Genomic DNA, 13,924 nt, shown 5'->3' with positions numbered 1-13,924 from the left:
TGGTGGTGTAAATATGAAAAAAGTAAAAAAAGTTATTAGTACTGTAATAACTGTCATTCTATCATTAACTCTAATCTTTATGATTTTTGTTGTCATATCATCAAAAGCCTCTGGAGGCGAACCTAATTTCTTAGGCTACCAATTAAAAACGGTTTTATCAGGCTCCATGGAACCAACATTTAAAACAGGGTCAATAATTGCAGTAAAACCAGTAGAAGATAAGAATAATTTGAATAAAGGCGATGTAATCACCTTTTTGATAGCAGAAAATCAAATGGCTACTCATAGAATTATCGATGTTATAAAGAATGATAACCAAGTAATGTATGAAACTAAAGGTGATAACAATGATAATGCCGATCAAGATCCTGTAATTGCTCAAAATGTAGTAGCAAAATATACAGGTTTCACAATACCATATGTTGGATATTTCTTAGATTTTGCTAAGTCTAAAAATGGGACAGCCCTACTAATGATTTTACCTGGATTATTATTATTAGCTTATTCTGGAATTACGATTTTCAAAGCATTAAAGGAAATTGATCCTGCAAGTAAAAGAAAAGATGCACAAGAAACCATCTAGTTTAGATTGCAACTCCTTATATCTAATAAGGGTTCAATAAATATACTACATACCTCAAAAAGAGGGGTAAAAAACAGGAGGAGAAAAAATGGGTATTAAAAAGAAATTAGGTTTAGGAATGGCTTCAGCTGCTCTAGGTCTGTCATTAATCGGAGGAGGAACATTTGCTTACTTTAGTGACGAAGCAACTATTCACAATGGTTTTGCGGCTGGTACATTAAATCTTGAAGTAGGAAAATATCCTGGTACACAATGGCCTGTAAACTTTGACCTTTCAAACTTACGACCTGGTGACACTGTTGAAAGAACATTTGATTTGAAAAATGTAGGTAGCCTAGCAATTGAGGACACATATTTGGATTTTTCTAAAGTATCGGTAGAGAATCCGCTAAATACAGGTGCCACTGACGACGATTTCTTAAGTGCATTATCTGTAACATATTTTTATGAAACTGTCGTTAATGGGCAATATGTGCCGGAATCAATGTTGGTAAATTCACAAAAAATTTCATTAAAAGATGCAATCGCAGGTAATTATGTGGGTAAAATCCAACCCCGATTCCTTAAAGGTACTAAGCTTAATTTATCTCCTGATGGAATTGATGCTGGAAGTTATGGAAGATACCGTATTATGATATCATTCCCTGAGACAAATGTTGCGCAAAATAAATTACAGGGAATGGTGGCCAAGGTTGACTTTAAGCTGGATGCTCGTCAAGTTATGGGTAATAAAAGTCATAATGCACAAGGTCCAAACGGCACTATAACAGGCAATGGAAAACAAGGTCTGACAGATAAAACAGTTACTCCTAATGGCACAGGCGATCTTGTAGATCCAGATACAACCGATAAAGCTGCTTGGGAAGATACTAACCAATAAAAATTTATGAAAAATTAAAAGGTGGGTGTTTGTTTGCCCACCTTTCAATATAACTGTTGGGTGATTACCATATGCAAAAAAAATTTCCATTTTTTGTTGTAGTCGCTAGTTTTTTTCTCTGCTTAATTGCACCTATAATAAATTCAAATGCTGAAGAAAAAGTAAAAGAAATTGATATTTCAACAAGTCCTTATAAAATTTTCTTTGATATTCAAAATGGTCGACCGGGAGATACATACACAAAGAAACTGACTGTCAAAAATAATGGTTCGAAAGATTTTAAATATTTATTTTCAAATAGATTTCTAACAGGCTCTGAAAAATTTTATAATGAATTATATTTTACTATCACCGACAATTCTGGAGAGATTTTTAAGGGTAAATTGAAAGATTTTAAGAAGTCAAATGCGAGATTTTTAAATAAGGGTTCCCATGAGGATCTAATGTTCAACATTTATATACCTATTGAATTAAATAATGAATTTCAAGGTTTAAGCTGTGAATTTCAGTTTAAGTTTTATGTCGAAGGCACCTTAGGTGGTACTCTGCCAGTTGACGGTCCTAAACTCCCCGAAACTGGCACAAATATGTTTAATATAATGCTAGCAGGTATTGTACTAGTTTTAACTGGTTCTATATATCAATTTTTTCAAATAAAACGAAAAAGAATAGATAGAAAAGTATAATGAGACCTTGATTTGTACAATTTGAAAATCAAGGTCTATTTTTATTTTTAGACTAACTATCTCGAAGTTTATTCTCACTTTATTATTCTAAAAAAATAATCATTCCCATCCCTTGTCGAAACTTGTATAATCAAGGGAGTAAGAGTAGGGATGTGAACGCATGAACAAGGTGAAAATTGTAACCGATTCAACGATGGATATGCCTGAAGAAATCATAGAGAAACTTGGAATTGAAATAGTGCCTTTGGCGATTACGATAGATGGTGAAACATATTTAGACAGGGTAGAGCTTAACTCTGTTGATTTTATCAAAAAAATGGAAGGTTCAAAGGAGCTGCCGAAAAGCTCACAGCCATCCGTTGGTGAATTTCTTGAAGTATATGACCGGCTTGGAATGGAAGGCTATGAAGTACTTTCCATTCATATGACCGGTAAAATGAGCGGCACCGTTCGTTCGGCGGAAAGCGCGGCTCAGATGACCGACACAAAAGTGACTGTGATTGATTCGAAATTTATTTCAAAAGCGCTTTCGTTTCAAGTGAGAGAAGCGGCGGAATTGGCAAACGCGGGTAAAAGTGTGGATGAAATCCTTAAGAGGCTTGAGACAGTCCGCGATCATACGAAATTATATATAATGGTAGATACATTAGAGAATCTAGTAAAAGGCGGCCGGATTGGGAAAGGCAAGGCCTTTATCGGCTCGTTGCTGAATATTAAGCCGATCGCTTCACTTGAAGGGGCAGAGTACACGCCGGTCACAAAGGTACGCAGCTATTCCCAAGTGGTAAAGTTTTTGGCCAAGCAGTTTGCTGAGGATGTAAAGGGCAAAACGATTCGTGGAGTCGGGATTGCTCATGCGGAAGCACACGAGCTGTCGGTTAAGATCAAGGAAAGTATTTTTGAATTAACCGGGTTTCAAGATGTAGAAATTGATTATACGAATCCAACTGTCATCACTCATACCGGAGCTGGGGCACTGGCATTAATGTATTACTATGAATAAAAAAATAGGATGGGGCCAAAAAAGAGTTGGCTCCATCCTATTTTGATTTAACAAGCTCTGCGGAAGCTTGCCCAATTGTATAGCCAAGCCTTTCCAAATGCTTGCGAATCCCGCTCCGTTCCCATATTCTAAACAAGGGATTTTTCAAGTTTTTCTTTGGATAAAAGATTCCGATTTCGGTAAGCTCATCAAATGTTAATCCTTGGCGGACATATTGATCAATTATTTCGTCACGCCGGTCAATAATGGAGAGGAATTGTTCCATTGCCGTCTTAAATTCCTGCTTGTTAAAGATGCCTTTTTGATGACCCGTTATATATGTGTCAGCATCAAGTGTCAGCAGTCGTTTTCCTGAGCTTAGAAAATCATCAATATCGCCGTCGGTTCCGTTATACCATGGTCCAAACGAGGTCATGTCATAATCGCCGACAAAAGCGACGCCTTGTTCGGGAAAGTATGGGCAGGTAAAACCGCTTGTATGGCCCGGTGTATGTAAAAAGATAACTTTTACATCGCCAAATCGATACTCTATTTCATAATCATATGTTCCAGAAATTTGACTAAGATTTTCAATTAGCTCTTTAGGAAGAGAGTCTTTCCACTTTTTCACTCCCTTAGGTCCCAATTCTTGATGAATGGCATTAGCACGGGCAACGCCATCCACGGTGCGTGAAGTTTCAAATTCAATCGGATTGATCCATTTGGTGACTTCGGGGAATAGATGGTTGTGGGTTGTATGATCTGGATGATAATGGGTATTGATGATTAATTCTATTCCTTTTTCCCGCTTGAGTTCCATTAGTGTTTTTGCCTCGGCACCGCTGTCGAACAATACTTTTTCACTGCCATCCAAGTATAAACTTCGGGAATAAGGTACCTTGCTGTGATTAGGGCCTTCTATTACTAGGATGGGACCAATTCGTTCCATTTTCATCACCTCACATTTTGTTTAAAATAATAAATACGACTGAACGCTCATTCATCATATCATATTTACCACCTACAAACATGTTTTTTCATCATGCTTTTTCAGGAGATAAGAAAAAAGTAACGATTTTGAGTAAACGCAAAAGGATTCTAAAGTCCTAATGTCGAAATTTCATATATCATAAAATCTTTTGAAAGGACCTGGAATATGACCAAGGACAAGGTGAAAGAACTGCCGCTCTATCGAAAGGTATTATTATTTTCTTTTATGATTACATTTTTGGTAGTTGTTTCAACAGCAGGAATGGTTTTTTTCTTTCAATCCAACCAAATGGAGGAGCAGTTGATTGAACGGGCAAAAGGAATTGCCGTGCTTTGGAAAGATTCCATTCCTTCCAGTTTGGTTCAAGAGGTAATTAAACAGCATGATGAAGATGCTCCGGCAGCAATTAAATTAAATGAATTAATTGTAGACCTTTTAGAAAAGAATTCAAAATATTTTGATGGCTATATTGTGATTGCTAAGAAAATAAAGGGTAATGAACTTTCCTTTATAACTATGTCAAGAAAAGATGGAAAAGGTACTTTAGACAGCTTCAGTACTTATTTCGCTGGAAAGGAATTTCTTGCAGCCTTTAATCGTTCAGTTAAAGAAAAGGGACTCACTAGCAGCCGAATATATCATGATGCTGAGGGAACATGGGTGACAGCGTTTAAGCCGATTGAAGATAACAATGGTAAACAGATTGCGGTTTTTGTCGTAAATGTAGATGCAGCAAAAGTCGAAGCCTTTAAAAAGAAAACAGGAACTTTTTTGCTTGTGGCTCTAATTCTGATTACCGCATTTGTCTATTTGATCATGAGGTGGGGTCTCAAAAAGGTTTTTGAACCGGTGCAAGAAATTATCTCGGGAATTAATGCAGTGAGTGCAGGGGATTTTAGCATGAAGCTGCAAATATCGGATGAATCAGACCTCGGCCAAATTGGGGAAAAATTTAATCATATGACAAGTCAGCTGTCCATTCTTTTCGACCGGCTTTCAGATACATACAAAGAGTTTGGCAGCCATCCTTCAGATCTTTGCGGCAGCCGTTCATTTGAAGAAGCCATCGGTGAGATGGAGAAAGTTATTGAAAAGTCGAGGCTGCAAAAGGAATTACAGCGTGCTGAAAAGATGAATGCGATCGGTCAGCTGGCAGCATCCGTGGCCCATGAAATCAGAAATCCGATGACAGTGGTAAGGGGATTTTTGCAGCTGTTTTATGCCAAGGATCATTTAACATCGGAGGAAAAGACCTATATTAATTTAATGATAGAGGAATTGAACCGGGCCGAAATGATTATCAATGACTATTTATCTCTTGCAAAACCTGACCTTGAGGAGATTACGAAAGTGAATGCAGGTACACTGGCATCAAATGTCATGGATTTAATGAATACCTTTGCCTTGATGTCAAAAAATATCAGCCTTGAGAAGCAAATTGAACTAGATATCTTTGTCAAAGGGAATGAGAGTGAATTAAAACAGGTGCTGATCAATATTGTTAAGAACGGGATTGAATCCATGCGAGGCGGAGGTCTATTGACTCTTAAGGTTTATAAAACCCCTCATTACGGAGTGTTTGAGATTAACGATACCGGTGTTGGTATGTCATTCGAAGAAGTCCAACGGCTTGGAACAGCATTTTACTCCTTAAAGGAAAAAGGAACCGGAATAGGAATGATGGTCTGCTACCAGCTTGTCGAGCGGCTGAAGGGAAGAGTGGAGGTATTAAGTATAAAAGGTGAAGGGACTACATTTAAAATCCATATTCCCTTATGGGAGGGCGGAGAATAAGGGGATCAAGTCTTTTTCTTTCTTCTTATGCTATTCTTTGATAAACTAGTCACGGATACATAAGATGAATTTTGTAGGTGATATGATGAAGATGAGATTAGCCGCTATATGTTTGCTGGCAGCAGTATTGCTATTGTCTGCCTGTGGAAAGAAGGATATCAAGAATGGTGTTGATTGGCCGATTCAGGACTTTACGGCAACGACGCAAGCAAATAAGCCTCTTGGTTTAAAGGATTTAAAAGGTAAAGTTTGGATATCGGATTTTATTTTTACAAGCTGTGCGGATGTTTGCCCACCGATGACTTCAAATATGGCAAAGTTGCAAAAGATGGTTAAGGATGAAGGATTGAAAAACGTGGAATTTGTCTCCTTCAGTGTCGATCCAACCGTCGATTCGCCTGATGTGCTGACAAAATATGCCAAGTCATTTGGAGCTGATTTTAACAATTGGAATTTTTTAACCGGGTATTCCCAAGACTTTATTGAGAAATTCGCAACTAAGAATTTCAAAACGTTGGTGAAAAAGCCGCAGGAAGGTAACCAAGTCATCCACCAAACCTTTATTTACCTAGTGGACCAAGATGGACATATTCGAAAAAACTACAGCGGGTTTAAAGATGTACCGTTTGAAGAAATTATTAGTGATATTAAAACATTACAATAGACCATTACACGGGTCTATTTTTTTTGCCAAGAATAGGATATAGTACAGAAGTGTTTTGAATGAAAGTTGTCGTGTTATAATAAAGTGAAACTATAATCATTGGGGTTCTTTTCATCTCCCAATGATTATTAGTTGAACAAATCGGGCTTTTACGGGCAGCTGCATATTTACGAATAGCTTCCCTAATTAAGTTTAGCATTAAAGTAATGCACATACTGCACGTTAAAGCGGGATAAAGATAGTTTAGAAGGGAAGGTGAATACAGTGAAAAAATTTTTCACCCCTCTATTTCTCTCGGCGTTATTACTAACCTCATGCAGCGAAACGGACCAATTGGCATTGCATCCAGAAAAGAAGACAGCGGTTCAAGCTTTTGCACCCATTCCTTCAGATTTTTCGCCACGAAATTTAACCGTGTTATCCGCCGGTGATTCCTTAACTCAAGGTGTTGGTGACAGTACGGGGCAAGGCGGTTACTTGCCGTATCTAGAATCGATGCTTGAAAAAGATAAAGGGGTTAACCAAGTTGATTTCTTTAATTATGGTGTAAAAGGCAATCGTACAAAACAGCTGTTAAAAAGATTACAATCTCCGGAATTGAAGCCAGTTTTACAAAAAGCAGATCTAATTATTTTAACGATTGGTGGCAATGATATCATGAAGGTAGTACGGGAGCATTTTACTAATTTAAAGTACGGAGACTTTATGACGGAAAAAGAAACATACCGGGACCACTTGATTGAAATTATGAAGACCATCGTTAAAGAGAACCCCAATGCATCGATTGTTTTAGTAGGTATGTACAATCCATTCTCAAAATGGTTTTCCGATATTAAAGAAATGGACGAAATTGTTTCCGAGTGGAACAAGACGGGGCAATCTGTAGTCGTCAATTATCCTAACGCTTACTTTGTCGGAATTGATGATTTATTTTTGAACAATAGGGATGATTTATTGTATAAGGATCATTTTCATCCAAACGACAAGGGTTATCAACTTATCGCCCAAAGGCTGAACGAGACCTTAGGTGAACGAGTCATTCCTGATCTTGAAAAGCGGGCATTAATGGTAAGTACAGAGGGGAATTAGTATTTGTATGAGAAATAAATGGAAAATAGGATTTCTGGTACTCATAGGAATCAATATTTTGTTCGCAATTATACTTTTATCACTTGTTACGAGGTCATATGAAGATGTTGAGCAAAAGATCGTAAAACGCCAAGCGGGGGAACATGTTTCCTTTCATGTGAAATCAAATAAACATGATTTAAATAAACTTATTAACCATTATTTGGAGGAAGAGGCTGCTGATTCCCCAATCCAATACAGGGTGTTATTGGCTGATGAAGTCGAATTATACGGAAAGATTCCCGTTTTTAGCGAAGAATTAAATATGAAGTTAACCTTTAAACCAAAGGCGCTCAAGAATGGGGACTTGGTGTTAACGGCAAAGGCGATGTCACTCGGCGATTTACCGCTGCCGATATCCAATGTCTTAAAGTTTATCAGCGAAAATTATAAGCTCCCAAAAGGAGTTATCATCAGGCCAAATGATGAACTTGTCTACATCAATATGCAGCAGCTAAAGCTAAAGAGTGACTTGAAAATTAAAGCAGACAAATTTGATCTTAAACATGATAATATTGCATTTACGATTTCAGTACCGGTTAAATAGGCTGACCTCTTTTGGTGCCTGACACCTCAAAAAATTGTGGTGTCAGGCACCATTTTTTAATCCTCCATACTAATAAATTGCAGCTCCGGCTGTTCTTTTGATAATCCGATGAAGATGATGGTGTAGCTTTTATTTTCGTTAAATTGCAGCTTGGGCATGGATAAGAGGACGTTCTTTGTGCCGGCTTCTCTTGCTTCAAGGTCGACAGTCATCGGGGTTAGTCCTAAATATTCGGTGGCTTGTTTATATGCTACCTTTTGAAAAATCACATCGCGGTTTGTCACGGCAATGTCTAAGGCCGGTGTATCCGGTGATAAGTGGATGAAGCGGAACTTTGCTTCATTTCGTGGCACCTCAGGCAGATTCTCAAACATGAGCAGGCGCATTTTTTTCATCGATTCAATCGTCGTTAAGGTGTACGATTTGCCTGGTTCAACTGTTAGTTTTTTATTTAACACACTGTCTATCATTTTGCCGGCGGGATAAATATCAATATGGTATTTGCCGGGTTTTAAAGCCAGGTCGGTACTGACATTTTTAAAAGGCAAGTCCCTGATAACCCGCTTTCCATTTACGTAAAAATCAATATTGGAAGAATTATAGGAGGTGTGAAGTACGCGGATTTTGGCCTCCTCCAGATCCAATTGCGGCTGGGTGCGGATCATCGTGATTGCCTTGTTCATGTAGTGCAGGTGCTTTAGGTAAAAATGCATGTGGTAGTTAGGGTTTGTGTATTTATAATATTGAGCTAATGAATCATACATCGCAGCCTTTTGCAGATAATCTGCCTGATTTCTCGTATCGGACATACGACCATCTCCTAAAAATCTGATACAACATAAGATATTCAAATTTTCTGGCTGGGTGCCTAAGGGGCGTAAAATTTTGGATTTGTTTCATATTTTTGTTTACATGAAGTAAAAAATTTCATATACTATAAATGTAAAATACATGAAAGCGGGTGATGTGCAATGTCAATTGAAACAATGAACAATAACTTCTATTTGAATATTGTAAGCACAGCCCATAATTGTAACCGTTAATGATTTCATTTTAGTCATTCCTATAATGCAAATGAAACCATGGGCTGTGTATGCCTATGGTTTTTTATTTACTTTTTGCGTGGAGGAATTTAAAAATGAATTTATTATCAATCGGTTTATCTGAAACAATGAAGTCAGAGTTTGATCACTTGAAAGCTGAAGAAAGTTTAATTATTGGCAGAGTAGCTCTTGAGCATAAACGAATGTATCGTGTTTGGACGGAACATCAGGAATTATTATGTGAGATATCTGGAAAGTTCAATTATCAGGCACTTACTAGAGAAGATTTTCCGGCAGTTGGAGACTGGGTGGCACTAAGGCCAAGGTTGGAGGAAGGAAAGGGAACAATCTTACAGGTGCTGCCGAGAAAGAGCAAGTTTTCGAGAAAGCAGGCTGGAAATACGGCGGAAGAGCAAATCGTTGCTGCAAATGTGGATACGGTATTTCTAGTTAACTCTTTAAATGAGGATTTTAATGTACGTAGAATAGAACGTTATCTTTTGTTAGCATGGGAAAGTGGAGCAAATCCGGTTATCGTGCTAAGTAAGGCCGATCTTTGTCCTAATATAGCTGAGAAGGTAACCGAAATTGAAGCGGTCACATTTGGCGGTGTGCCGATTATTCCGATAAGTGCCGAGAAAAATCAAGGTTTGGAACAATTAGCACCATATTTAGAGCCGGGAAAAACGATTGCTTTACTAGGCTCCTCGGGTGTCGGCAAATCCACTTTAACCAATCGGTTGCTAGGCGAGGAAAAACAAGCAGTAAAGGAAATCAGGTCGACGGATGATCGCGGCAGGCATACAACCACCCACCGGGAATTGGTGCTCCTGCCAAATGGCAGTATTTTGATTGATACTCCCGGGATGCGGGAGCTGCAGCTGTGGAATAGCACCTCGGGACTGTCGGAAACCTTTTCGGATATCGAACTGCTGGCGTCACAATGTAAATTTAAGGATTGCTCCCATCGAAATGAGCCCGGCTGTGCCGTGACAGCGGCGGTTGAAACGGGGATGCTCATGTCAGAAAGGCTTTCTAGTTACAATAAATTGCAAAAGGAACTTGCGTTTATTGAAAGAAAGTCTGATAAACGAGCCCAATCTGAAGAAAGAAAAAAGTGGAAAAAGGTTCATAACCAAAAAAATAAATATTAGATGAAATGGAACCGATCCAGTGATGCTGGTCGGTTTTTTTAAACAGCAAATTTTATTTCCATCCTCATTTTCTGTATACTCATAGTAAACAATGACTTATAGAATGGGGTGTGAAGATGGATAAACAATACCAATTAGCTACATTTGCTGGGGGCTGTTTCTGGTGCATGGTAAAGCCATTTGATGAGCAGCCGGGAATTATAAACGTCATTTCCGGCTATACGGGCGGAACTGTCGCCAATCCAACCTACCAGCAAGTCTGTTCCGACACTACCGGGCATTATGAAGCGGTTCAAATAACGTTTGACCCGGAGATTTTCCCTTATGAAAAATTATTGGAGTTATTTTGGCAGCAAATTGATCCAACCGATCCCGGCGGCCAATTCTATGACCGCGGCCAATCGTATCAAACAGCGATTTTTTATCATGATGAACAGCAGAAACAGTTAGCGGAGGATTCAAAGCGGGCATTGGCGGACAGCGGCCGTTTCAAAAAGCCGATAGTCACGCCCATCCTGCCTGCTAGGACATTTTATCCTGCAGAGGAATACCATCAGCATTACTATAAGAAAAACCCGGCTCACTACGTGCGTTATCAAATTGGTTCAGGAAGAAAAGGCTATATAGAAGAACATTGGGGTGATTTGAAAAAATGATCAAAAAAGATCTTGAACAATTGAAAAAAAACTTAACAGAAATGCAATTTGCGGTTACGCAGGAAAACGGCACAGAACCGCCATTTCGAAATGAATATTGGAATGAACAGCGTGACGGAATTTATGTCGACATCGTTTCGGGCAAGCCGCTATTCAGTTCGCTTGATAAATTCGATGCCGGCTGCGGCTGGCCGAGCTTTACTAAGCCGATTGAAGAACAAGAAATCCTGGAAAAAGATGATTACAGCCATTTTATGATTCGCACGGAAGTTAGAAGCAAAACCGCCGATTCACACCTGGGCCACGTCTTTAATGACGGACCGGAACCTAACGGATTACGCTATTGCATCAATTCCGCCGCCCTAAGGTTTATTCCGAAAGAAGACTTGGACAAAGAAGGATACGGAAAATTTAAGAAGTTATTTGAACAACAATAAAGCCGCTGTATGCGGCTTTTATTGTTAACCAATTTCTTTTTGTTTTGAAGTGGAAGTCATACCACCTGATAGGACAAATTTCATCGCATCTTCCGGTTTGACGTCGATGATTTCCACCTGTTCCTTAGGGACTAGGAAGGTAAAGCCGGCAACCTGAAACGTTTGCGGTACATAGACGGCCACATGGTCCTTTAATGGGCTGTAAAAATCCTCAAGCTGCTCCGATGTAATAAACCCAATACTGCGCATTTCTGTACCTGGAACCACTACCAAGGCAACCTTGGAGAAAGATTTCTTATCTCCTAAAAAGGATTGAATCGTGTCTTTAATGACCGAATAAATCGTTTTGACAACGGGGATTTTTTCAAGCAGCCAATCAATGATCTTAATAATTTTCCCAGTGATATACTTTGTCGACAGCCAACCTAAAATCGTAATCAACACAATCGTCGAAAGCAAGCCGATGCCCGGAATATAATCCTCATGTAGGTAGGGTCTTAAAAAATTCCCAAGCAGGCTGTCTAAAAAAATAAAAGTTTTGTAGATGACATAAATGACCAAAATGATTGGGACAATGGTTAAAATCCCGTTAATAAAGTTTTTCAAAATTGTTTTCATGATTTCCACCTATATTTTTCATGATTGTCCTTTAAATAATATAGGCGGATGCACATACAGGTCAAGCACCTAGTACATAAAGTAACAGAGAAAAGACACAAATCTTTAGAGGAGTGAATGCAGATGTATGGATATGGTGGCTATGGAGGATATGGAATGGATGGATGCTGCGGGTACGGTTATCCAGCAGGCGGATACGGTTATGGCGGCGGGTTCGGCGGCGGCTTCGGTTTTGGTTTTGGCGGATTTGCGTTAATTGTTGTGTTATTCATTCTGTTAATTATCATTGGCGCAAGCTGGTATTAAAAAGGACAATAAAGGCTGACTTCAATGGAAGTCAGCCGCTTTATTTTTAGCCAATTATAACCTTTTCCTTCGGGTAATGAATTTTTTCTCTGCTCCCTTTTCCTCTTAGCATTAACAGGCAGGTCACAATGCCAACCCTCCCGATAAACATCAGAATGATAATTAAAATCTTTCCAAACGGAGATAGGTTTGGCGTTAACCCGAGCGACAAGCCATTGGTCCCAAAAGCGGAAGAAACCTCAAAGATGACCTCTATGACTGTTCCTTGTTCGGTAATGGAAAGGATTAAAATAGAAATTAAACATAAAAAAGCCCCGGTGCTCATTACAATAAATGATTTTAACACATCTTCCTGCCTAAGCTCTCGTTTGAAAATTTTAATCGAGCCTTTCCCCAGTGCATAAAAAATGATGGCGAGAATGACAATCGCAAAAGTGGTCGTCCGGATTCCTCCGCTCGCACTGCTCGGTGAACCTCCGATAAACATTAAGATGGCCATAAACAGCTGATTGCTCGGGGTGAATTCATTGATATCCGTTGTAGCAAGCCCGGCACTCTTAGAGGTGACCGAATGAAATAAAGAATAAAAAACAGAATCATACCAGCTTTTATCAACAAAAAAATGCTGACTGTCCAATAGGTAAATGACAATGGCGCCTAATAACGTAATAATAACGAACGTTGAAGTGGTCAATTTCGTAAATAAGGTAAAGTGAAACTTTCTCTTCGTCCGATAGGTAACAATAAATTCATAAACCTCCACGAGAACCGGAAAACCAATAGCTCCGAAAACTATCAGGAGCATGACAATTGCTTGAACAAAGTAATCATTCTTAAACGGTATCAGCGACTCACCGGTGATATCAAATCCAGCATTTGTCGCCGCACTAATGGCTGCAAAAAAGCCATGCTTAAAAGCTGTATAGCCGCTGTCGTAATCATTAAGGAAAGATAGTCCTAATATGATACCGCCAATAATCTCAATGGAAATAAAAATAACAAATATCCGTTTTGCCAGCTGTACCAGTCCAGCGAGATTGGATTGATTCTGGTCAATCATAATTAATTGTCTTTCCTTTAACCCTACCTTTTTGCCAATCATCACCCATAGAAAGGTACTGAGGGACATGACCCCAAGCCCGCCTAATTGAAGAATTAAGCAAAGCAGGAAAATGCCAAAATTATTAAATGTATCTTTTATCGAGATGACACTTAATCCAGTAACGCTGACAGCACTTGCAGCTGTAAACATCGCATCAATAAAGCTTAGTTCTGCATTTGGACGCAGTGCGATCGGTATTTTAAGGATAAGTGTAGAAATAACAAGGGCGGAAAGGTAGAAAATAACAATTAATTGAAATGCCGATAATTCTTTTGATTTCGATTGAATTTTTCGAATTGCACTCATGTAATCTTACCTCATTAAATTATAACTGTTATTTTATAATACCATAG

16 protein-coding genes are annotated in these 13,924 nt (G+C 38.8%); 12 read left to right on the top strand and 4 right to left on the bottom strand.

The features are described from left to right. Window positions 1-13 precede the first annotated feature (13 nt). From sipW to A6749_RS02375, 4 genes are all read left to right on the top strand, one after another. A complete protein-coding gene (gene sipW, locus A6749_RS02390) occupies window positions 14-583 on the top strand; it encodes a signal peptidase I SipW (protein WP_066400689.1) in 570 nt (189 codons plus the stop codon). An 88-nt stretch (window positions 584-671) separates the two neighbouring features. Continuing rightward, a complete protein-coding gene (locus A6749_RS02385) occupies window positions 672-1,463 on the top strand; it encodes a TasA family protein (RefSeq protein WP_066384729.1) in 792 nt (263 codons plus the stop codon). Window positions 1,464-1,534: 71 nt separating this feature from the next. Beyond that, complete coding sequence (locus A6749_RS02380; RefSeq protein WP_066384725.1) at window positions 1,535-2,149, top strand: LPXTG cell wall anchor domain-containing protein; 615 nt, start codon at window positions 1,535-1,537, stop codon at window positions 2,147-2,149. Window positions 2,150-2,309: 160 nt separating this feature from the next. After that, complete coding sequence (locus A6749_RS02375; protein WP_066384722.1) at window positions 2,310-3,152, top strand: DegV family protein; 843 nt, start codon at window positions 2,310-2,312, stop codon at window positions 3,150-3,152. 37 nt (window positions 3,153-3,189) lie between these two features. On the opposite strand, the gene A6749_RS02370 is transcribed toward A6749_RS02375, so the two are convergent. Then, window positions 3,190-4,080 carry an MBL fold metallo-hydrolase gene (locus A6749_RS02370; protein ID WP_066384718.1) on the bottom strand — a complete coding sequence of 297 codons (891 nt, stop codon included), beginning with the start codon at window positions 4,078-4,080 and terminating at the stop codon, window positions 3,190-3,192. 207 nt (window positions 4,081-4,287) lie between these two features. On the opposite strand from A6749_RS02370, the gene A6749_RS02365 reads away from it, so the two are divergent. The 4 genes from A6749_RS02365 (at window position 4,288) to A6749_RS02350 (ending at window position 8,255) form a co-directional block, all read left to right on the top strand. Beyond that, window positions 4,288-5,916 (top strand): ATP-binding protein, encoded by a 1,629-nt coding sequence (locus A6749_RS02365; protein ID WP_066384713.1) that lies wholly within the window; start codon window positions 4,288-4,290, stop codon window positions 5,914-5,916. Between the two features lie 82 nt (window positions 5,917-5,998). Then, the gene (locus A6749_RS02360) at window positions 5,999-6,580 is read left to right on the top strand and encodes an SCO family protein (RefSeq protein ID WP_066400685.1); all 582 of its coding nucleotides are present in this window, start codon (window positions 5,999-6,001) and stop codon (window positions 6,578-6,580) included. Between the two features lie 264 nt (window positions 6,581-6,844). Further along, window positions 6,845-7,669, top strand: coding sequence for an SGNH/GDSL hydrolase family protein (locus A6749_RS02355; protein WP_066384708.1), 825 nt, complete (start codon window positions 6,845-6,847; stop codon window positions 7,667-7,669). Between the two features lie 7 nt (window positions 7,670-7,676). Beyond that, window positions 7,677-8,255 (top strand): YpmS family protein, encoded by a 579-nt coding sequence (locus tag A6749_RS02350; RefSeq protein WP_066384705.1) that lies wholly within the window; start codon window positions 7,677-7,679, stop codon window positions 8,253-8,255. Window positions 8,256-8,311: 56 nt separating this feature from the next. Here the strand turns inward: A6749_RS02350 and A6749_RS02345 are convergent, their stop codons facing one another. Then, entirely contained in the window at window positions 8,312-9,064 is a 753-nt protein-coding gene (locus tag A6749_RS02345; RefSeq protein ID WP_066384700.1) for a DUF4397 domain-containing protein, read from the bottom strand. A gap of 329 nt (window positions 9,065-9,393) precedes the next feature. On the opposite strand from A6749_RS02345, the gene rsgA reads away from it, so the two are divergent. The 3 genes from rsgA (at window position 9,394) to msrB (ending at window position 11,545) form a co-directional block, all read left to right on the top strand. Beyond that, window positions 9,394-10,452, top strand: a complete 1,059-nt coding sequence (rsgA, locus tag A6749_RS02340) for a ribosome small subunit-dependent GTPase A (protein WP_066384690.1) — start codon at window positions 9,394-9,396, stop codon at window positions 10,450-10,452. A gap of 116 nt (window positions 10,453-10,568) precedes the next feature. Beyond that, window positions 10,569-11,108, top strand: a complete 540-nt coding sequence (gene msrA / locus A6749_RS02335) for a peptide-methionine (S)-S-oxide reductase MsrA (protein ID WP_066384682.1) — start codon at window positions 10,569-10,571, stop codon at window positions 11,106-11,108. Further along, window positions 11,105-11,545 (top strand): peptide-methionine (R)-S-oxide reductase MsrB, encoded by a 441-nt coding sequence (gene msrB, locus A6749_RS02330; protein WP_180321120.1) that lies wholly within the window; start codon window positions 11,105-11,107, stop codon window positions 11,543-11,545. The genes msrA and msrB overlap by 4 nt, the downstream gene beginning before the upstream one ends. Before the next feature lie 24 nt (window positions 11,546-11,569). Here msrB and A6749_RS02325 read toward each other — a convergent pair whose 3' ends face one another. Continuing rightward, window positions 11,570-12,163, bottom strand: a complete 594-nt coding sequence (locus tag A6749_RS02325) for a DUF502 domain-containing protein (RefSeq protein ID WP_066384675.1) — start codon at window positions 12,161-12,163, stop codon at window positions 11,570-11,572. A gap of 123 nt (window positions 12,164-12,286) precedes the next feature. On the opposite strand from A6749_RS02325, the gene A6749_RS02320 reads away from it, so the two are divergent. Next, on the top strand, window positions 12,287-12,469 hold the full coding sequence (locus A6749_RS02320) for a YjcZ family sporulation protein (protein WP_066384670.1): 183 nt from the start codon (window positions 12,287-12,289) through the stop codon (window positions 12,467-12,469). Window positions 12,470-12,515: 46 nt separating this feature from the next. Here A6749_RS02320 and A6749_RS02315 read toward each other — a convergent pair whose 3' ends face one another. Continuing rightward, complete coding sequence (locus tag A6749_RS02315) at window positions 12,516-13,868, bottom strand: TrkH family potassium uptake protein (protein WP_066400683.1); 1,353 nt, start codon at window positions 13,866-13,868, stop codon at window positions 12,516-12,518. Window positions 13,869-13,924 lie beyond the last annotated feature (56 nt).

Source organism: Neobacillus mesonae (assembly GCF_001636315.1).
Lineage (GTDB): Bacteria > Bacillota > Bacilli > Bacillales > Cytobacillaceae > Neobacillus > Neobacillus mesonae.
Note: the sequence above shows the minus strand (reverse complement) of the source record. Positions and strands in the feature narration are given on the sequence as shown.